The 20,781-nt window shown below is 41.4% G+C and carries 17 protein-coding genes; 6 read left to right on the top strand and 11 right to left on the bottom strand.

Annotated features, from left to right (window positions below):
- Window positions 1-1,294: hypothetical protein (locus tag CQA40_RS11305; protein ID WP_181882919.1), on the top strand; the 1,294-nt coding region annotated here is incomplete at its 5' end.
- Between the two features lie 240 nt (window positions 1,295-1,534).
- Here CQA40_RS11305 and CQA40_RS09850 read toward each other — a convergent pair.
- A complete protein-coding gene (locus CQA40_RS09850; protein WP_408941422.1) occupies window positions 1,535-1,966 on the bottom strand; it encodes a group III truncated hemoglobin in 432 nt (143 codons plus the stop codon).
- A gap of 289 nt (window positions 1,967-2,255) precedes the next feature.
- Window positions 2,256-3,371, bottom strand: a complete 1,116-nt coding sequence (gene tgt, locus CQA40_RS09845) for a tRNA guanosine(34) transglycosylase Tgt (RefSeq protein ID WP_115520666.1) — start codon at window positions 3,369-3,371, stop codon at window positions 2,256-2,258.
- A gap of 258 nt (window positions 3,372-3,629) precedes the next feature.
- Here tgt and CQA40_RS09840 point away from each other — a divergent pair, with 258 nt between their 5' ends.
- The 4 genes from CQA40_RS09840 to CQA40_RS09825 all read left to right on the top strand — a co-directional run bounded on the left by CQA40_RS09840 (window position 3,630) and on the right by CQA40_RS09825 (window position 7,251).
- Window positions 3,630-5,072 (top strand): COG3400 family protein, encoded by a 1,443-nt coding sequence (locus CQA40_RS09840; RefSeq protein WP_258864539.1) that lies wholly within the window; start codon window positions 3,630-3,632, stop codon window positions 5,070-5,072.
- 69 nt (window positions 5,073-5,141) lie between these two features.
- Window positions 5,142-5,429 carry a helix-turn-helix domain-containing protein gene (locus tag CQA40_RS09835; protein ID WP_181882918.1) on the top strand — a complete coding sequence of 96 codons (288 nt, stop codon included), beginning with the start codon at window positions 5,142-5,144 and terminating at the stop codon, window positions 5,427-5,429.
- A gap of 327 nt (window positions 5,430-5,756) precedes the next feature.
- Window positions 5,757-6,425, top strand: a complete 669-nt coding sequence (locus tag CQA40_RS09830; protein ID WP_115520665.1) for an amino acid ABC transporter permease — start codon at window positions 5,757-5,759, stop codon at window positions 6,423-6,425.
- Between the two features lie 13 nt (window positions 6,426-6,438).
- Window positions 6,439-7,251, top strand: a complete 813-nt coding sequence (locus CQA40_RS09825; RefSeq protein WP_115520664.1) for an amino acid ABC transporter ATP-binding protein — start codon at window positions 6,439-6,441, stop codon at window positions 7,249-7,251.
- 563 nt (window positions 7,252-7,814) lie between these two features.
- Here the strand turns inward: CQA40_RS09825 and CQA40_RS09820 are convergent.
- From CQA40_RS09820 to CQA40_RS11735, 7 genes are all read right to left on the bottom strand, one after another.
- Complete coding sequence (locus CQA40_RS09820) at window positions 7,815-9,140, bottom strand: peptidoglycan DD-metalloendopeptidase family protein (protein WP_115520663.1); 1,326 nt, start codon at window positions 9,138-9,140, stop codon at window positions 7,815-7,817.
- A 392-nt stretch (window positions 9,141-9,532) separates the two neighbouring features.
- Window positions 9,533-10,894 carry a cation:dicarboxylate symporter family transporter gene (locus CQA40_RS09810; RefSeq protein WP_258864540.1) on the bottom strand — a complete coding sequence of 454 codons (1,362 nt, stop codon included), beginning with the start codon at window positions 10,892-10,894 and terminating at the stop codon, window positions 9,533-9,535.
- Window positions 10,895-11,217: 323 nt separating this feature from the next.
- Window positions 11,218-14,472 (bottom strand): type I restriction endonuclease subunit R, encoded by a 3,255-nt coding sequence (locus CQA40_RS09805; protein WP_147290201.1) that lies wholly within the window; start codon window positions 14,470-14,472, stop codon window positions 11,218-11,220.
- Entirely contained in the window at window positions 14,469-15,815 is a 1,347-nt protein-coding gene (locus CQA40_RS09800; protein WP_115520659.1) for an ATP-binding protein, read from the bottom strand. The genes CQA40_RS09805 and CQA40_RS09800 overlap by 4 nt, the downstream gene beginning before the upstream one ends.
- A gap of 99 nt (window positions 15,816-15,914) precedes the next feature.
- Window positions 15,915-17,441 carry a restriction endonuclease subunit S gene (locus CQA40_RS09795; protein ID WP_115520658.1) on the bottom strand — a complete coding sequence of 509 codons (1,527 nt, stop codon included), beginning with the start codon at window positions 17,439-17,441 and terminating at the stop codon, window positions 15,915-15,917.
- A complete protein-coding gene (locus tag CQA40_RS09790) occupies window positions 17,434-18,465 on the bottom strand; it encodes a YhcG family protein (protein ID WP_115520657.1) in 1,032 nt (343 codons plus the stop codon). Before CQA40_RS09790 ends, CQA40_RS09795 begins: the two co-directional genes overlap by 8 nt.
- A 23-nt stretch (window positions 18,466-18,488) precedes the next feature.
- Window positions 18,489-18,617, bottom strand: coding sequence for a hypothetical protein (locus CQA40_RS11735; RefSeq protein WP_258864538.1), 129 nt, complete (start codon window positions 18,615-18,617; stop codon window positions 18,489-18,491).
- 41 nt (window positions 18,618-18,658) lie between these two features.
- Here CQA40_RS11735 and CQA40_RS11300 point away from each other — a divergent pair, with 41 nt between their 5' ends.
- Window positions 18,659-18,799 (top strand): hypothetical protein, encoded by a 141-nt coding sequence (locus tag CQA40_RS11300; protein WP_181882917.1) that lies wholly within the window; start codon window positions 18,659-18,661, stop codon window positions 18,797-18,799.
- A 36-nt stretch (window positions 18,800-18,835) separates the two neighbouring features.
- Here CQA40_RS11300 and CQA40_RS09785 read toward each other — a convergent pair whose 3' ends face one another.
- Entirely contained in the window at window positions 18,836-20,341 is a 1,506-nt protein-coding gene (locus CQA40_RS09785; RefSeq protein ID WP_115520656.1) for a type I restriction-modification system subunit M, read from the bottom strand.
- Window positions 20,342-20,663: 322 nt separating this feature from the next.
- Window positions 20,664-20,781, bottom strand: a 118-nt coding sequence (locus tag CQA40_RS09780) for a UvrB/UvrC motif-containing protein (protein ID WP_181882916.1), incomplete at its 5' end; no start/stop codon positions are given.

Below are 20,781 nucleotides of genomic sequence, written 5' to 3'. Positions count from 1 at the left end.
CGACCTAAACTTCTCTCATCTCTCTGCTGGGCTTGGCACTGCTTTGCACGATATGGGAAATGGATTTCGCGTAAGCCCTGATATAGCTACGAGCTATGGGGCGTCCCTATGGCGTATCATCACGATGAGCTATATGAGGCGAGCGGTGATGACCCAAAACGCACTAGACTCACTGATGAAAAAGAACTTTAGAAGTGATTTGAGCAAATACGCCCAAAAAGACAAAGAGATATTTCTAAACCGCGCACGAAACCAAAGAGATGTAAACAACCCCGCTAGGCTAAATCGCTACTCCCCTGCTATGCGCAAAGCGATGAAGCAAGATAAAAGCACGAAGCGAAAATCTAGGACAGATAAGGCATTTCTAGACTATGGTGGAAACAAAAACCACATAGCCTTTGTCCTACCCTATGCGGCGCACTCCTATGCCGAGCTAGGCGTAGCTAGTGCCACAGAGTGGGCAGGAGGAATGATAGGTGGCGTGCAAAGACAGCTAGGGGACGGAATACTAGGTGGCTATCTAGGCTATGAATACGCTTATGTCGATGCAGAGCTACTACGAAGCCAAGCTACCGTGCATAACAACTCCTTAAACATAGGCGCGACTTACTTCCAAAGCTTTGCCTTTGAAAATAAGCCACAAGAAGCATATATCAAGCTAAATGCAAGAGCTGGGCTAGATATGCCTATATTTGAAGCGCAAAGCCCACTGCCAAATATCAAATTTAAGCTAGAGACAAACACGCCTGATTCTGCTATACCGCTGATATGGAGTGCTGGAGCTAGCTTAAGAAGTGGGATAAACTTCTATCAGCTAAAATACAATAGCTACATAGCCCCCGAGCTAGGAGTGAGCTATGATGTGCTAAGCCCACTAGATATGAAGCTACAAAAAGCAAAATACAAGCTCGGTGGGAATGAATACTACCCTATGCAAATGTGGCATCTCCCTCAAGTATCCGCAAGTGTGAAATACTACAAAGTATGGGGCAAGAGGTTTAAAATGAGTGCGATAGGCGGGCTACGCTACAATGTGCTAAACAAACCCACAGGGGAGTTTAAAATCGGTGGGCTTTCAGGCACAGGGACAATCGCACTGCCTATCCTCTATGGCAATGTAGACTTAGACTTGATATGGACACTCAAGCAAAATCACGAGCTAAGTGCGGGGTATAATGGGCTTTTTTACTCAAACTTCAATGAATTTGGCAACGCAAGTGAGAATGACAAATTTCACGGGGTAAGCACGGCGTTTAATATGAAATATGTGTATTGGTTTGGTGGCAAGTCGTAAGTGTTTGGGCTTGGTTGATTTTGGCTTAGTTTGGGGTTGGGGTTTGGCTTGATTGGGAGTTGGCTTTTGGGATTGATTCAAGTGGTTGGGACATTGGAGCTAGAAGCATTAGGAGTAATTGTATTTAGTAAGCGTTTTTGTCATACTTAAGTGCCAAGCGAAAATATCTTATGCAATCTTTTTAAGCGATTTTAGATATTTCAGTCTTGCATCATAAGTATGAGATTGAAGCATAGTGCGCTAACTATGCGGAAATTCATATAAGATTTTTTGGAATCTTTGGGCTATATCTTGCGCTCTATCTAGCAGCTGCTCTGCAGGCTCTTGGCAAAACACTGCCTCACAAGACTCCTTAAAAAGCCCTAGCCAAATCTCAAAAAACTCTCTAGGAAATGGCTCTAAATCCAAATGCGCTTTAAGCGGTGCGCCGTGATAGTCTTGCTCGCCTAGAAATATCCCTCCCCAAAAGGAAGCGATTTTTTGCTTGTGCGCGCTCCAGCTCGCCTCATCAGTGCCGATTCTGCCCTCAAAAATCCTGCCTAGATTTTCATCTTTTCGCACTTTTGCATAGAATAAATCCATAAGTTTTGCGATTCCATCTTTGTCGATTTGGGCGTGCTTTTGTTGCGCTTCTTGGGTGTTTTGTGTATTTTGCGTAGTAGAAAACTGCATTTTTTATCCTTTTTTATCTTTTTTGATAATCCACAAAAGGGCGGGGGCTTTTTAGCCCCCAAAGGCGTTACCTTTTGAGTAATATCTCAATTCTGAACACAAAAATGACAAAATTAAGATAAAATACCCGCGAAGGACGCCTTTTGCTATGTCGTTTCATAGGTCGTCCTTTTGATGTGGATTTGCCCCGAGTGTGCTCGGGGCGATGAATTGTAGCACGTTATCATTTGAAACATATTTGAAATGTGTTTGATTTATGCCTTTTTATACTTCAGTAAAAATACACTTTTTATGCCCCCCTCTTTGCATAAAATTCCGCTCTAAATTCCCCCCATTTATCCGCCACTATCGCTTCTCTAGCCCTCCTCATTAGCTCTAGGTAATAATGCAGATTGTGCAAGCTAGCAAAGCGATGATAGCTTAGCTCATTTGCGCGGAAAAGGTGGTGTAAGTATGCCCTAGACACACTCTTGCACGCATAGCACTCACACTCACTATCTATCGCCCCCTCATCAAGTCGGTATTGCTGATTTTTTATGTTGATTCTCCCAAAGCTCGTAAATAGCGTGCCATTTCGCGCGTTTCGTGTCGGCATCACGCAGTCAAACATATCCACCCCGCGTGAGATAGCTTCTATGAGATTTTCAGGTGTGCCAACCCCCATAAGATAGCGTGGCTTATCGCGTGGCAGAAGTGGCGTGCTAAACTCTATCGTATCATACATTTGCTGTGTCTCTTCGCCCACTGCTAGCCCACCTAGCGCATATCCGTGAAAGTCTAACTCCACAAGCTCGCTTGCACTCTTAGCGCGAAACTCTTGGCTTACCCCGCCTTGCACGATTCCAAATATATGATTGCCCTCTGCCTTGCCCTCGCGTTTTTTGCGCTCATAGTAGGTTTTGCTCTGCCTTGCCCATCGTGTCGTTGTATCCACACTTTGGGCTAGTCTATCTCTATCAGCAGGCAGTGCGATTAAGTCATCAAGCACCATCATAATATCGCTATTTAGTGCTAGCTGCATATCTAGCACACTCTGTGGGGTAAACAAATGCCTACTTCCGTCAATATGCGAGGCAAACTCCACGCCATTTTCTAGCTTTTTGGCATTGCCCCCTAGACTAAATGCCTGAAATCCACCAGAATCACTCAAAAAGCTCCCACCAAATCCACTAAAACTATGCACCCCACCAAACTTGCCAAACACCTCCGCCCCCGGTCGCAAATAAGTGTGATAAGTGTTTGCCAAGATGATTTTCGCACCTAGATTTTGCAAATCTAGCGCATCAAGCGACTTCACACACGCCTGTGTCCCCACAGGCATAAACACAGGCGTTTGCACCAATGAGTGCGCTAGAGACAAAACACCCGCCCTAGCACTCCCGCTACTAGCTTGCAAGAAAAACATTGCATTTGCTCCTTAAAAATATGTTTTTAGATTTTGCTAGGACAAAGCTAACAAATAAGATTTTGTAAGTATTATTTGGTTTTTGGTATAATGCGAGGTTTTGGTGGATTTGGGGTAAATTTGGTAGGCTTTGTGGGCTTTATGGCTTGCTCTATTTATGCCTTGCTTTGTGCCATTTCTTTGCACCATTGCTTCACGCCATAGCCTTGCGTGCCTAAATCCCCCTATCAAAATGCAAAAGATATAAGGATAAAAGTTTTGAAAAAAGTCGTGTTGATTTTAGATGGAATTGTAGCAAAAAATTTCCTAGAAACCACATTGCAAAAATACTTTAGCAACAACTTATACATAGTCATAACAAAAGATTCTAGCCTCCTCCCTCCCAAAATCCCAAGCGCGTTTAGCTGCTATGAGTTTGACTACACCTCATCTTTTCATCTAGAGCAAGTGCTTATAGAGCATTCAAAAGCCGAGATTAGCAATGTCTTTATTATTATTGAGAGCGTAGAAGAAAAGCAAGCTGTGTTTAAAATCTGCAAAAAACTCTGCAAAGATTCTAGAATCGTTACGCTAAAAAACGGCTTTAGCGAGAAAGTATTGCAAAAGCGAGATGACAAAGCCATATTTATCGATGAGACAAATATCGTAGCTTCTCAATTCATCTCTAGGCTGCCAAATGTGCCGATTATCCCGCGTGGATTTGGGCTTGGCAAAGGCGAGATTATGGAGATTGGTGTGCCTTTTGGAAGTCTTTTTGCCTATCGGCATATCGGCTCTATACAGCAAAAAAACTTCAAAATCATCGGTGTGTATCGCCAAGATGAGTTGATTTTGGCGACTTTTTCACTTGTGGTGCAGCCCCAAGACATTATGCTTGTCGCAGGAGAACCAAAAGCCCTAAACAACCTTTATAAGCAGATAAAATCTGACATAGGGCAGTTCCCCTCGCCATTTGGACGCGATATATATGTGTATGTAGATATGAGCACGCAAAGTAGCCAATCTATCCTAAAAGAGATTGATGAGGCGATATATCTGCACTCATCTATCCGCTCTACAAAACTTTTTGTCAATGTATTACACCCTAGAGATTTCGCCACAATCTCGCAGATAAAAAAAATGTGCCAAAACGATTCTAGCATTAGCCTTATCTTTGACTACCAAAATCTAAGTTTTAGGCAACGACTTAGCATAGATAGTGAGAAAAAAATCGGGCTTATATTTGTAGGAGAAAAGATTTTTAGCAAAAGAAGCAATCGAGCCGCGCTTTTTAGGACAAACTCCCCCGTGCTAAAGAGTGCCAAAGAAAATCTAAAAGAAGCAAAAACCTGCTTTGTAGTGCTAAATCAGCAGATGAACAAAGGCGAAAATATCTCTTCAGTCATCTTTGATATATCTGCGCAAATAAAAATGCAAATCGAAGTGTATGACTTCGACCCAGACGCACTCCACCAAGAAGACATTATCAAAGACTACGCAGCACTTGCTAAGAGCTTTGAAGCAAAAATCGACTTCATAAAGACAGAGAACAAAAACCCCATATTCTACCTAAATGAGCTCAAGCAATCGCGCTTGCACTTTTTGCCATTTGAAGAGTGCATAACAAAAAGCAGATTTTTTGCAGGATTTTCTACCAAAATCGAGCGGTTATCAGTGTTTTTGGATAGACACCCACAGCTATTAGTGCCGATAAGTAGCTAGATTTTATGATTTAGATTTTTAGCTAAAAGCTAAGCGATTTTTCGCCATACTACACTACAAGGAGAGAATTTGAAAAAACACACCCTAGAGCGCACTGCCAAAGACACACTCCAAGACATACTCCTAGAAAACGCACACAAAACTATCGGGCAAAATGTCAAAAAAGCTAGAGAGCAAGCAGGACTAACACAAGCCCAACTATCCGCCGCCATAGGACACAAAAGCGTAAGTGTGGTATCTTGCGCAGAGATACACCACAAAGGACAGCACTTCAATATTGAGCATTTGCTAAAAATCGCTTCCGTGCTTGGCATAGATGCAAAGGAGTTTTTTGAGGGAGTGAAAATGAAAGGCTAGATTCTAGCCTTTCATCAAACGCTAAAGCCTTTTTGAAATACTGAAGCACTAGGAAAGCACTAGGGGTAAATCTAGTCTTGCTACTTATCTTATGTGTATCTTATAACTTGTTTTGCGACTTTTTTTGTAAGTTTTTGCAATTTCTTTTGCATTTGTGGAGCACGCCTTATCTCACACTCCCTGTCTTGCACTTCCATCTTGCGCACACAAAATTTATCCAAAATCTTACTTGAAAATCTCTCAAATACTATACAATTTCGCTTGGTTTAGTGTCTATTTTATCGCCAAAAGCGATAAATACAAGTATCCACACAAAGAGTTTACACAATGTTTGAAACACTTAGCACACTTTTTACGCTTCCTACCCTGCATAGACTAGGGCTTGGACTATGGGTTAGCTTCTCTATCGCTTTTGTGAGTATCGCGCTATCTATCGCGCTAGGCAGTGTGGTGGGGCTAGCGATGATGAGTAGATTTTATCTAGTGCGTTTGGCGATGAAGTGCTATTTGGAATCTATGCGGATTATTCCTGTTTTGGCATTGCTGTATGTGCTGTATTTTGGGCTACCACAGATGCTAAATGTATCAATCACAAACTATGCTGTGGCGATTGTGGCATTTAGCCTTTGGGGGAGTGCGGAGATGGGGGATTTGGTGCGAGGTGCGCTTAGTAGCATAGATAGCCATTATAGGCAAAGTGCGCTAGCATTAGGTTGCACCACCTTGCAGATACAAGTTTTTATCATATTTCCTCTAGCGTTTAAGCGACTTTTGCCCTCTCTTATCAATCTTTTTACACGAATGATAAAAACCACCTCTCTTGTGCTTTTTATCGGTATTAGCGATATTTTGCAAGTAGGTAGGCAAATCATAGAAGCAAACCGCACACTGCCACAATCGCCTTTTATCATATATGGTTTAATTTTGTGTCTATATTTTGTGCTGTGCTATCCACTAAGTCGTTATGCCAAAAAGCTAGAATCAAAAAGCTGCTAAATATGGAGAATCAATGAGCCAAACAAACCCGATTCTAAAAATACAAAACCTAAAAAAATCTTATGACAAACACCTAGTGCTAAAAGGCATAAATCTAGAGCTGCAAAAAGGAGAAGTGCTTTGCCTACTAGGACCTAGTGGCTGTGGTAAGTCAAGCCTGCTAAGGTGCATAAACGGACTAGAAGCATTTGATGAGGGCAAAATCTACTTAGAATCTCGCCTAATCACTCAAGGGAGCAATAGTCCAAAATCTAGCAAAGACTCCGACAAATCTAGCACAAAATCCACAAAAACAAATTGGAGTAAAATCCGCCAAGAAATCGGTATGGTATTTCAAAACTATGAGCTTTTCCCTCACTTGAGCGTGGAGGAAAATATCTCTCTAGCCCCTATCCAAGTCCAAAAAAGAGACAAAAAAGAAGTGCTAGATGAAGCACACACCTTGCTAGCTCGCGTAGGACTACAATCCTACCAAAAAGCCTACCCCAAAACACTTAGCGGTGGGCAAAAACAAAGAGTAGCGATTGTGCGAGCACTATGTATGAAGCCAAAGATTTTATTGCTTGATGAAATCACTGCTTCGCTAGACCCTGAAATGGTGCGCGAAGTCCTAGATGTCGTGCTAAATCTCGCAGATGAGGGCAAAACAATGATGATAGTTACGCACGAAATGGGGTTTGCAAAAGCGGTAAGCGATAGAATCGTGTTTTTGGATAATAGCATAATAGAGCAAGAAGATAGCCCAAATGAGTTTTTTACAAATCCTAAAACCCCTCGTGCGCAGAAGTTTTTGCAAAGTTTTGATTTCAAGCCAAAAAGAGGATAGGCAAGATAGTAAAATCGTGTATTTATATGTGATTTAGCGAGTGCTAGCCATTTGCCCTAGTGCCAAATCAGCATAAATCTAGCTAAAATTTTAGATTTGAAACATTTTGTGTAAATTTGGTGGTGGATATTTGGTGGGTTTTGATAGATATTTTTAGCAAGCTTTTTGTAGATTTTATCTTTAGCCAAATCCCAAAAATAGCTCGATGCAAATTCGCTTCTTACGCTACCTTATTTTGCAAAGTTATATTTTTCTTGCAAGTTGATTTTGGCTTTTTTCTTTGATTTCCTCATATATTTTGCAAGCCACTTCATAGCCACTGCCTTTATCTGCATAAAGCATTGATTTGTATGAATTTTGCTTTTTGCGCTTTGTTATTTTCTAGATAAAATCCATTATATATTACCCTATCAATAATCGTTTATTTTCCACTGCTCCCCACACTTTCCAAATCGCCATAAAACATAGAATCCTCACTAGATTTGCTTTACAAATTCCACATAAAATACGACTACCAAAGCTAACTTGCTTAAGTTTGCAAGCTAGCTTTTTCACACTCTGTTTTACTCTATCTTTTGCACTGCTTGGGATATTTCACCCTCGCCTATTTGGGCTATCTCACTTGCTTCACTTTCCTCATTTATTTCGCCTGCCTCGCTAGATTCTCCTACAAAATCCTTGCTAAATAGCTCGTAGTTCTCTCCGTTTTCAAACTTCACGCTTTGTGCCACACTCAAAACCCTCTCTTGCAGTCCCTTTGCTAGCTGCAAAAACTTCTCTTTCTCTCTCCCGCTTAGCTCGCTCGCTACCGTGCGGATTCTCTTTAGCGGGTCTATTGGCTGATTTAGCTTATATAGTCCAAAGTGCAAATGTGCCCCCGTGCTTAAGCCCGTAGAGCCTACTTTGCCGATAAATGTGCCAGCCTTTACTTGCGCTCCTGTGCGTATGTTTATGGAGCTTAGGTGTGCGTATAGGGATTTGATTCCGCCGTTATGGGCGATTTCTATGACTTTGCCATAGCCTCCGCGCACCCCTGCAAACACTACCCTGCCCGCTGCTGTCGCTCGCACAGGCGTGCCAGCACTCGCCACATAGTCCACCCCATAATGCGGGCGGACAATCTTTAGCACAGGGTGCTTCCTCCCTAGTGAGAAGCGCGAAGAAATACGCGTATAGCTCACAGGTGGCATAAAGTGAAATCCAGCCATTTCCTTGCCGTTTGAATCATAGTAGTTGCCATTGGTGTATTGAAACACAAAAAGCGGTTTTTTTGCCACTTCTATCATACTTGCGCGAATATCAGGGCTACCAAATGTCTCGCCCAAGCGATAATCTCGCTCATACAAAATAGAGAGCTTATCATCTTTGTGCATAATCGTAGCAGGGCTTCTCGCAAAAATATTAGAAAACTCGCCCGCTAGGACTTTGTCTTTGGTGGCTTCTATGATGTCTATGTAGGGCGATACTTGCACCTTTAGCGTCAAAATCTGCTCTTTTTTGAAAGAAACTATGGGGATAAAATCTAGCCTAAATTCATCTTTTTGTTTGTAGATATGGATTTGCGCACTATTGCTTATAGGGATAAGCGCGTGGAGCAAATCCCCCTCATCATTTCTAAGCGTGTAGTATATCGCACCTGCTTTGACTTCTGCAGTTAGCTCTTTATCTTGCGCGGGGAGATTGTAGTAAAGTTTTATAGGGATAAGGTTTTGCTCAAAAAACCCCAGCAGTGTAAGTCCATTTGCCCAAGCTAGCCTCTCTCCCACCGCACCAAAGCTCACACTAGCAAAGCCAAAAAATAGTAGCAAAATCCTAGCTGTGCTAATAAATCTAGCCAAAACTCCGCACGAAAAATCTCTAGCAGATTTTCTCACAAAATCACTAAGCATTTTTTCTCTTTTTTTTGATTTTTGGGGTATTTTCTGTGTTTATTAAGATTTATAGGAAAAGTCAAAGGCATATTCTACCCACAAAAATCAAATATCAAAAATATAGATTTTATCTACCCTGCTTGCTTATTACGCGTTTGCTTAGATATTTTTGCGCGAAATTTGGTGGCATTTGCGGTGTATTTGAAGTGTGTGAAGTGCTTGCAGATTTTGCTTTTTAAGTCGTTGCTTTTATGAGATTCTAGCTAGAATCATTTTTGTTGCATTCTTTGGTATTTTTCTAAACGCTTGATTTTACTTTGGATTTCTTTTTTTATTGATTGCCCCACACAAGATTTATCCTATATAAATCTTTGCTCTGCAAAATATCGCCAAGCCCTCCATATAGCCCCTTAAAACACCCGAAATTCATTAGGATTATCCAGCGCGTATCTAAACTTCTCCATATCCACGCGTTTATCCCATATACTCACCATTACGCACGCTACGACATTCCCGCAGAGATTGCCCACACTTCGCATTTCGCTTAAAAATTTATCGATTCCCAAAATCGCCGCCACCGTTACAGCGGGGATAATGTGTGAGCCATCGCCCATAGTGAGCGCGGAGAGCGTGCCTGCAAGCACGATAAACCCACTGCCCGTTACGCCCACCGCGCCTTTTGAGCTTATCATTAGGATTATGATGAGCGTGATAGTTTGCTCGATAGTGATAGGAATGTCAAAGGCTTGGGAGAGGAAAATCACAGCTAGGCTTAGATAGATATTTGTCGCGTCTAGATTAAAGCTATACCCCACAGGCATCACTAGCCCCACGCTTGCTTTTTGGATTCCCGCGTGCTCGAGCTTGCGCATAAGCGGGGCGAGGGCTGTCTCGCTAGAGCTCGTAGCAAAGACGACTAGCACCTCTCTATACACAAAGCGCATTAGTTTAAATATGTTGATTTTGCCAAGCAAGCAGATAAACCCCAAAATCACAAATATAAACACAAGCACCGCTGCTGCCATAGTGAGAAGTAGCTGTGCCATACCGCTTATGGAGGCAAACCCAAACTTTGCGATGAGGAATGCCATAGCCCCAAATGTCGCTAGTGGCGAATACCAAATAAGCGCGGTTAGGACTTTGAAAAATGTCTCCTGCATAGATTCTAGATAATTCAAAGCCTTTTCTTTTATCGCAGGGCTTGTGAAACTTAGCACTATCGCCACGCACAACGCCATAACCAAAACCTGCAGGATTTTGCCCTCTACAAATGGCGTGATAGGGTCGTGGGGAATGGCTGTCTTTAAAATGTGCAAAATCTCGCCACTCGCACTACTTGGCATACTCTCCCCTTGCGCGATATATCCAGCCACATCTCCAGAATCAAGAGATTCTACTTTGAGGTGCATTCCGTGTCCGGGCTTAATCAGCTCGCCAAAAAGCACGCCAATCACAAGTGCAAAAGTGCTAACCACCTCAAAATAAATCAGTGTCTTTAGTCCCAAGCTCCCTAGTGTCTTTAAGTCCTCTAGGCGCGTGATTCCCGTGATTATCGTTAAGAATATGATAGGTCCCATAAGGAGCTTTAGCCCTTTGATAAAGGGGTCTATGGTGTAGGCTTTGCTCGCTATGCTAAAATCGTGGAAAAAGGCGATAAATGCGTTATTATCGGCGTTTGGCTCATAAAAGCTACCGATACTCCCAAACATCACGCCCAAAAATATGCCAATAAACACCCAAAAAACAAGGCTTCTAGCAATGCCTTTGCTCATCTGCTGCTTTTGCTTATAGCCACTCCCTTGATTTTTAGTTAGCATCTTTACCCCTTAGTTTTGTAATCAAAGCAAACTCTTTAAGCGCGTAAATGCGCGAAACGCAAAATCGTATATACGATTATAGGCTTTTTGCAAAAACAATCAACAAAAATTCACAAAATCTTAAAAATTTATATAGGCTTAAGATAATCTCTTTTCACAAATGATATGCTTTTGTCAAAGCACAATCAACACTTGCAAATCTTAGGCAATCAAATTTATTTAGAGATTTTTATACTCTAGCACTCCTTTGCGCTGTGTCAAAGCGCGTCCCTAGAATCTTAAGCATACTTATCCACCGCGATATTTCTTAGCACTTCACAGATTTTACCAAAGTCCTCTATTTTCACGCCAAACCTATCCTCTAGCTCCCACACGATATCTTCTAGCTCACTCTCTATGCTATTTTTGACTTCACTGCTATCAAACCACTGCGGTTTTTTGCAAAATCTTGTGTAGATTTCATCAGTTTTTAGGCTTAGATTTTCTATCACTTCTATAAACTCATCTTGGCTACACTTCTGCACGCTCTCAAATGCCCCACTCAAAAGCTCATAGAGATTATCATAAAAAGCTACTAGGCTTTCTTTTTGCGCGATTTTTTCGGGGTAGGATTCTTTTGCGCTTATAGATTTGCTTAGTAGTTTTTGGTGCATTTGCCTTGCTAGATTTAGCTTTTGCTCATCATTTATGCGCTTTTGCTTATAGTCTTTGAGTATGGATTCTATTTGGTGGGCTAGACTTGTATAAAAGGCTGGATTGGTTTTTAGCTTCTCTTCTATCACGCTAGAAATTGCGCTTAGCAGACTATCTGCCCTTGCTTTTATGCCCTCATCATCTAGCAGCTTTGAGACTTGCTTTTCAAAGTCATCATCAAAGATATTTGGTATATTTCCAAGCTTGTTAATCCCCTTAGCACTTACAAATTTATCAAGCAGATTTTGCATTTGCGCTTCAAACTCACCAAAATCACACACTTCACAAAGCCGTATGCTGATTTCCTTGCGTAGCTCGTTATAAAACCTTATCTTTGCTTTATAGTGCGCGATTTTACTCTCGCTAAGCATTTGAGTGATTTGCTCACTACCTAGTGCCATAGCAAGTGCGCGTGAAAACTCACAAAGATTCTCCCTAAACTTCGCTCGATTCTCGCTATCTTTTAAAATCTCGATATAGCTTTCTTTGTCCCTCTCATTAGCCTCCGCAAAAATCCTAGTCAGCTCATCATAAGCGCGTTTTAGCGTATTTAGTGCTTCTTTTATGTCAATCACCGCATTTGTCAAATCCCCCTCATCAAAGCCATTCAAAGGATTGTAATCACTCAAAGCCTTATCCAAATCCCCTAATAATCCACGATAATCAATAATTATGCCATTATCCTTGCCCTCACAGAGGCGATTTACTCGCGCTATGGCTTGGAGTAGATTATGCTCTTTTAGGCTTTTATCGATATATAGCACCTTTGCGCGTGGCGCATCAAAGCCTGTAAGTAGCTTATCTACGACTATGAGTAGCTCCACATCATCGCCACAGATAAACTCATCTTTGGCATAGCTGATATATCGCTCCTCATCACTTGCATATCTTTCTACCACGCGCTTCCAAGATTTTGCTATATAGTCTTTGCGCTCGTTTTCAAACCCCTCTTGCTCATTGCTTGATATGATAGGTGCGCTTTTTAGCTCGGTGTATTCCTCAAATATTTCATAATAGCGCATTGCTTCGTATTTGGAGTTTGTCGCCAAAATCGCCTTAAATCCCTGCCCTTGCAGATTTTGCCCAAAATGTTTTGCTATGTCTTGAGCGATTAGAAATAATCGATTCTCACTTGAAGCGATTTTTTGGAATTGCACCCATTTGCGTTGCAAGTCTGCTTTTTGCTCATCACTAAGATTTCGCGTGATAATGTCAAATCGCAAATTTAGCGCGTCTTTATCGCCTATATCCTGCTCTACAAGCCTACTTTCATACATTAGCGGTAGCACTGCTTCATCATTTATCGCTTCTTGGATTGTGTAGCGGTGGATTTCCCCGCCAAATTTCGCAAAGCTGTTTTTCTCACTTTTCATCAAAGGTGTTCCTGTAAATCCCACATAGCACGCATTTGGTAGAGTCTTTTTCATCGCTCGGTGTAGCTCCCCGCTTTGCGTGCGGTGCGACTCATCGACAAGCACAAAAATATCCGCACTTGCATTGCCTCCGTCATTAGCGTATTTTAGCTTTTCAAATTTATGCACGAGTGTGGTTATCACACTTGCGCCACCTTGTAGCTTATCTAGCAAGTCTTTTGAGCTTTTGGCTTGGGCTACTTTGATTTGCGTGTTTGCAAATGTATCGGTGATTTGCCTATCCAAATCCACCCTATCACTTACCACGATAACCTTGCATTGGGGATATGTGCTTTTGAGTAGCTTTGTAAGCATTATCATCGTTAGGCTTTTGCCACTTCCTTGCGTGTGCCAGATAAGCCCACCTTTGCGCTTACCCTCGCTTAGCACTCCCACCCGAGCCAAAATCCGCTTAATCGCAAAAAACTGCTGATAGCGACAAATCTTTTTTATCCCTTTATCAAAAAGTATATAGTGCTTCACTAGCTCCAAGATTCGCTCTCTATCACACAGAGCTATCAAAGTCTCATCTAGCTTTGTGGGGATTCTATGCGGGATAAGTGCGGGGATTTTGTGCTTTATGCTAAAATCGCCTATTAAATCCCCTTGCAAATTTTCTTTTAACTTACTTTGCAAACCACTTCGCGAATCTAGATTAGAATCTTTGCTTAAATTCTCTCTAGATTCGCGATTCAAACCCCCTTGCAAACCGCCTCGCGAATCTAGATTAGAATAATCCTCCTCACGCCACAGGCTATAAAATTTGCGCGGTGTCTTTATCGTGCCATACTTTGCCTCATAGCTCCCAGCTATACATATCTGCGCAGTGGCAAAAAGGCTTGGAATCTCATTTTGATACATTTCAAGCTGTTTTATACCTAGCTCATAGCTACGCGAGGACTTTTTTAGCTCAATTACCACAAGCGGGATTCCGTTTATAAATAGCACTATATCAGCGCGTCTATGCTTCTCATCATCGCTTATCTTATCGCTCTTGCACCGCCTAACGCTAAATTCATCACTCACGCTAAATACATTATTACTAGGATTGTCAAAATCTATATAGCGCAGTGAAAAGCTCTTTTTCACGCCCTCTATGCTTTCCTCAAAGCTAGTGCCAAGAGTTAGTTTATCGCTTAGATTTTCATTTATGCGTAGCAGTTCGCTACCAAACCCAGCCCTTAGCTCATCTATCGCCTTAGTGATATTTGCAGGGCTAAATCTATGCCTTCCCCCGCGCACTTCAAAGCTATTTATCGCGCTTAGTCGCTCCTCCAATATTTCGCGCAAAAGCACTTCGCTTGTGTCATCGCCCCGCATACTAAGTGCGACTTGCGGCGGGATATACTCATACCCCATAGCCTTAAAAAGCTCTATACATTGGCTTTGCAAGGCATTTTCACTTGTGATGTCTAGCTGACTTCTCATCGCACTATCTCCCAATGTCCGCTTTTGGCGTTACCTACTCGCTTGATAAGCCCTTGATTTTTGAGTGCTTTTATATGATTTTCTATCGCTGTGGTGCTTATATCTAGCTCTTTTGCAAGGGCTGTAATGGAAGTTTTTGGGCTTTTTGACATAAGATTGATGATATTTTTTTGCACATCACCCAACTTATCACCCAACTTATCACCCAACTTATCACCCAACCCAATATCCATTTTTTCATTAAACACAAATTCCACCCAAAGCCCATTTTGCCACCTAAATTGCGGGATAATGCCATTAAATCTCTTAGATTCATCGATGATTTTTTCTATGCCCCTTCCCCACGATTCTATATACCCAGCTAAGAAAAACGGATAAGCTATCGTAGGATTGTATGGCTGTGATGAGTGCTTTTGCAAAAGTGTCTGTATATCCCAATGCGGTGGCAAATCCCCAGCATTCCATATCATAAGCCTATCATTATACACACTTATTTGTATGTCAAAGCCCAAAGCATAGTCTTTATGCACCACTGCATTTGTGAGTGCCTCTCTAAATGCTAGTTCAGACACAGGGTAGCGTTCGATTCGTTGCACTCCCTCATACGAAATCATAGCCTTAAGATACTTGCTAAATACCAGCTCCATTGTCTTATCCACTTGTGCAAATAGATTTCCCTCGATAATATCTTGGTAGAGTAGCTCACTATTTGACTCAAAAAAGCCTATTTTTATCGTGCTTCCTGTGATATATTTCTGCGGTTCTTTGGCAAAAAGTAGCGTAGCAGCTTGTTTGAAATACTCGCCATCTTTTAAGTGTAGCTTCTCTATTAGTCCCTCATCGCTTTCATCTACTAGCCCATCATTTAGCCTTTTTCGCTTACTTGCTCTATCTCTAAACGCCCCAAACGCCAAGCTATCCAAATCTTTAAATTTTAAATGCACATTTGGCACACTATCCCACCTTTTGCCCTGTTTGGTTAGCAAAAACTTATCAAGCGCACTGCCCTTTAGCTCCTGCACACTACTGCCACTACGGACAAAATACCCTCCTTTATAGCTCACAGGATATGGATAATGCTCCACGGTTATAGCTAGGTATTCTTTGCCTTTTTCTTTGTGCAATTTCACGCTTGGCACTACGCCTAGCAGACTTTGGACTTTATTTGGGATTGTGCTTAGCAAATCTTTGGCATTGCTGATTCCTAGCACTTCGCCACTATCATCACGCCCCACATAGAGTGTGCCACCCTCGCTATTAGCAAAAGCACTTATCCACTTGATATACTCATCTTTCCAAATCCGCTTAAATTCTACACTTTGAGATTCTTTACTCTGTGGCATTCTGCTCTCCTAGAAATATCGCTGACATTTTAGCGAAATTTTGTGTTATCAAGTTTTTACAATAGCGATAAGTCAATATGGCTTTATAACGATTCAATCCTAGCATTTTACCCTTACCTTTCCGCTTAGGAGTTGTTGCATAAGTCCTCTTTTTTGCGCTTTTAGGCACTCAAACTTTAAATTTAAAGTTTCTATTTCTTTATCACACACGCTTAGCACTTGTGCGATTCTCTTTTGCTCGGCAAGTGTGGGGATAAAAATTTTCATCGTTTTCATATCATTAAATGACAAAGTTTCTCTCACACTACCAGATAAATACCTACCCAAAACTCCTCTAAAATTATGGCTTTCTAACCAATACTTAAAAAAATCTTTATTGATTTTTTCTAAACATTCAAAAACAATATACATAGGGCTTAAAATTCCATTTTCAAAATTTTCAAGCATTGCAATAGAGCCTACATTTATACGAGCAGGATTATATGCAAATTCACCTCTACAAACTACTTTATAATTGCTTGTATCATTACTTGCAACTTCTTGTTCAAAATAATCTTTTTGTGCTACAAAACCTTGCTTATTTGTAACGCTAAGAACCAAATTTACATTATTTGCATTTCTTGTATTTTTTTCCTTTAATAAATCTCCAAGTCGAAATTCTTGCCATTTATCGCTAAATCCAGCAAAACGCAAGGATGATTGATGCGATTCCCCCTCATTTGTGCGGTGGCTAACTTCTTGTTCCCCCTCCCTTGCGGAGGGGGCTAGGGGGTGGGTAGATTTATCTTTTGGTGGGGTGAGGAGTCGTTGCATAAGAGCGGTTTTGTATTTGCGCTTTGCTTTGATGAGATTTGCAAGCGAATCAATCGCACTATCCCACACACTCAAAATCCGCGCGATTTTCTCCTGCTCTTTTAATGGTGGCAAGGGGATTTGGAGAGATTTTAGTTCTGAAGCATACAAATGAACTATTGAAACACCTTGCGCAAGTTTTGCAATGTTATATTTTGCTATGTGATTGATGTAATATGATAAAAAAGCACCATTTTGTTTGCTTCTCAAAATATTTAAATCACCACCCAAAGCCACATTATTTAGCATAATACAAGAAGCTTTGCAAATATCAATGGTGGTTTCCCCAGAAGTTGGCAAAATTATATCGTTTGCCTTGCTGAAAACAAGTTCGCTAGAATCTAAATTTGTTTTTGAAATAACTTTCCAAATAATTTCCTTGTATGTAGTGTAAAGTTCCCCATATCTAATGCAAGGAATGCCATTTTCAGTCAAATTTTCCTTTGATATACCTTTCCCTTTTAAAAAATCGCAAACTTCACCCAAGCGCACCACTTCCCAATCCTGTGGGATAGTGCCAATGCTTGTTTGCTTGTAGCCTTGCGGGATTATACCCACCCCCAAACCCCCTCCGCAAGGGAGGGGGCTTTTGATAGAATCACTCTCGCAAGTGAGTGGGCTTTTGGATTCCGCCTCACGCACAAGGTGGCTTAACTTTGATTTCGTCTTACGCACAAGGGGGCTTATTTGGGATTCTACTTCGCAAGAGATGGGGCTTTTGGTGGAATCGCTTTGGCAAGGTATGGGGTTTTTATTTTTATGTTTTTCACTCATCAAAAAATCCTCGCAATTTCTTTTCTATCTCTTTTGATGTAGGCAGTCGCTTGGCTAAATCTTTTGGCAGGGTTTTTGTAAGTGTGTAGGTGGCTACACCTATGGGTTGAGTAGTGTTTTTTAGCGCGTATTCGACTATGGTTTTACTTTTGTCTTTGCAGATGATTATGCCTATGCTGGGATTTTCGTCATTTAGGCGCACTTTGTCATTTAGCAAGGATAGATAAAAGTTCATCTTTCCTGCGTATTCTGGCTTAAATGCGCCTATTTTTAGCTCTATGGCGATTAGAGATTTTAGCCCTCTATGGTATAAAAGCAAATCGATGAAAAACTCCTGCCCGTCTGCTTCTAGCTTGTATTGATTGCCCATAAAGGCGTATTCACTTCCCATTTGTGTGAGAAACTCACGCACTTGCTTTATAAGGGCGAGTTCTAGCTCACGCTCACTATGCTCGTCATTTAAAGACAAAAAGTCAAATGTGTATTCATCTTTTAAGATAAGCGTGGCTTTGGCGGATAGATTTTGTGGTAGGGTGGATTTGAAGTTGTTTTGTGGTAAAAGGGATTTTTCGTAAGTTTGATTATCTATGTGATTATCCAACACACGATAGCTCCAAGCGTGTTTAAGCGTGGATTTTATGTAGAATTCTTTTTGCAAATCATCTTTACATTTTTGGAAAATAAGCACATTGTGCGACCAAGAGATTTCTCTAGACAGTGTCTGGAGAATTTCATTATCTTTGTAAGTAAGATAGTATTGTCGCATATTCCATAGATTTTGCGGACTAAATCCGCTTAACCCATCAATCTCACTTTGCAATTCTTTTGACAATCTCTCTACCACACTTTTGCCCCAGCCAAATCTCTCTTGCCTTTGCACGATAATCTTGCCTATGTCGCTATAAAGGGCGATGAGTTCTTTATTTACTGCTTTTAGTGCGGACGCGTGGGCGGAGTGGATTTTGGATTTGATTTCCTCTACGAAGTACTTGAAATCGGCGTTTTGTGTGGTAATGTTTTTCATTTTGTGTGATTCCTTTAAGTTTTTTATATTACAACTGCCAATCTAAGCCCAAAGGTCTTACCGCTATGAATAGCGGGTGCTCCCTTGCAGAGAGGACGCTTTGGGCTATTTTGGTTTAGTCTTGCTTGATTTTGACTTCTATATATTTTCATAATTCTATCCTTTTTGTTATGCTTTTGTCTTGTGCTACCTTGTGGATTGCCACGAATCGCCTTGCGATTCGTGTGATGACGATAAGAGTTGTCATACTGAGGGCATAGCCCGAAGTATCCAAAAAGACGACTTGCAAGGCAACGCTATTTGTTTGGATTCTTCGGTCGCTTCGCTTCCTTAAGAATGACAAATTTATGGATTGACACGATAACCCCTCTCACAATCCCAACTCCTCTAAGTAGCCATTCATTTCCTTTTGGATATTTGCTAGCTCTGATTCAAGTCGTGCTATTTCCTCCTTTGTCGCGCCCAAATCGATAATCTCCTCCTCATCAAAGCTATCCACATAGCGCGGAATGTTTAGATTATACTCATTTGCTTTGATTTCCTCATAAGTGGCTAGGTGCGCGTATTTGGCGATATTTTGGCGTTTTTTGTAAGCGTCTAGGATTTTGGCTATGTGGGCTTGGGTAAGTTTGTTTTGATTTTTGCCTTTTTCGTAGTCTTTGGAAGCGTCTATAAATAGCACACTTCTATCTTGCCTTTGCTTTTTAAAAATCAAAATACACGCGGGGATACTCGTGCCAAAAAATAGATTGCTCGGTAGCCCGATGACGCAATGTAGCAAGTTGCTATCGATTAGGTTTTGGCGGATTTTGCCCTCACTTGCCCCACGAAATAGCACGCCGTGCGGGAGGATTACGCCCATAGTGCCACTCTCATTTAGCGAAGCAAGCATTTGCAACACAAAGGCATAATCCCCCTTGCTTTTGGGCGGAATCCCAAATTTGAAGCGAGAAAACGCGTCATTTTGCGCGACTTCCTCGCCCCACTTATCAAGGCTAAAAGGCGGATTTGCCACCACTCTATCAAAAGTCTGCAACGCGCTTGGCGAAGTAGTATGCAAAGGATTGCGAATCGTATCGCCCCACTCGATTTTGGAGTCGTTTATCTCGTGCAAAAACATATTCATCTTACAAAGCGCGTGGGTTTGTCCATTTTTCTCCTGCCCATAGAGCCTGAAATTTTTGCTTTGTGCGCCGTATTTGTGGCTCAAAGTTTTGGCGACTTTGATAAGCAGTGAGCCAGAACCACAAGCAGGGTCATACACGCTTATCCCGTCCTTTGGCTCGATAAGCTCTGCTAGTAGGGTAGAAACCGCGCTTGGTGTGTAAAACTCACCGCCCTTTTTCCCCGCACTCTCGGCAAAGTGCGCGATAAGGTATTCATACGCATTGCCTAAGCAGTCATTATCCTCCAAGTGTGATGGGCGCAAGTCAAGGCGCGAATCGCTAAAATCTTCTAGCAGATTTTTTAGCAAGGCATTGCGCTCTTTGGTGTCGCCTAGCTTGTTTTTGTTGTTAAAATCTATGCTACGAAAAATCCCCTCTAAATTTTGCGCGTTATCCCGCTCTATCTTTTCTAGCGCGGTGTTGATGATTTCGCCTAGATTTGATGACTCTTTGTGGGCTAGGAGGTAATCAAAAGTGCAACTCTCATCAAGGCAAAATCGCTCTTTTTTGAGCTTTGATTCTATGCGCTCGGTGTTGCCGTTATATTGTTTTTGCAAAATTTCTAGCTTTTCTTTGTGAAAGTCGCTAAGGTATTTTACAAAAAGCATTGTTAGGATATAGTCTTTGTAGTCGCTATTATCCATAGAGCCACGAAAGCTATCACAGGCTTTCCAAACAATCGTGTTTATGGTGTCTTTGGTGGTTTTCATAGTGTGTCCTTATGTGTAGAATTTGCAAACTTTTCATCGGTAGTAAATGTATCTAAAATCGCCTTTGAAAAGGCTTGATTTTGCAAAATGAGTGAGCGAAAATCTCATTTTTACGCTCAATGGCTTTTAGGATATTGATGAGTTTGTTTTGCTTAAGCGAAGTGATGAGGGGGATTGCAAAATATAGGCTAGAAATATCTAGGCATAAAAACTTTTAAGGCTAATAAGTGTCTTGTAAAGCATTTTGTATCGCTCACACTCTCTCAACAACGCCTTTTGCACAGCCTTTTTGCATTGCTGTTACAAAAATCACATAGCTTTTTTACATAGCCTTTATTCTGGCGATTTCATCGCGCAGTCTTGCTGCTTCTTCAAATTCTAGATTTTTTGCCGCTGCAAGCATTTGCTTTTTTAGCTCTTTTATTATGGATTCTCGCTCG

Origin of the sequence: Helicobacter sp. MIT 01-3238, from assembly GCF_003364135.1 — a bacterium.
In the GTDB taxonomy this organism is placed as follows: Bacteria; Campylobacterota; Campylobacteria; order Campylobacterales; family Helicobacteraceae; genus Helicobacter_B.
Note: the sequence above shows the minus strand (reverse complement) of the source record. Positions and strands in the feature narration are given on the sequence as shown.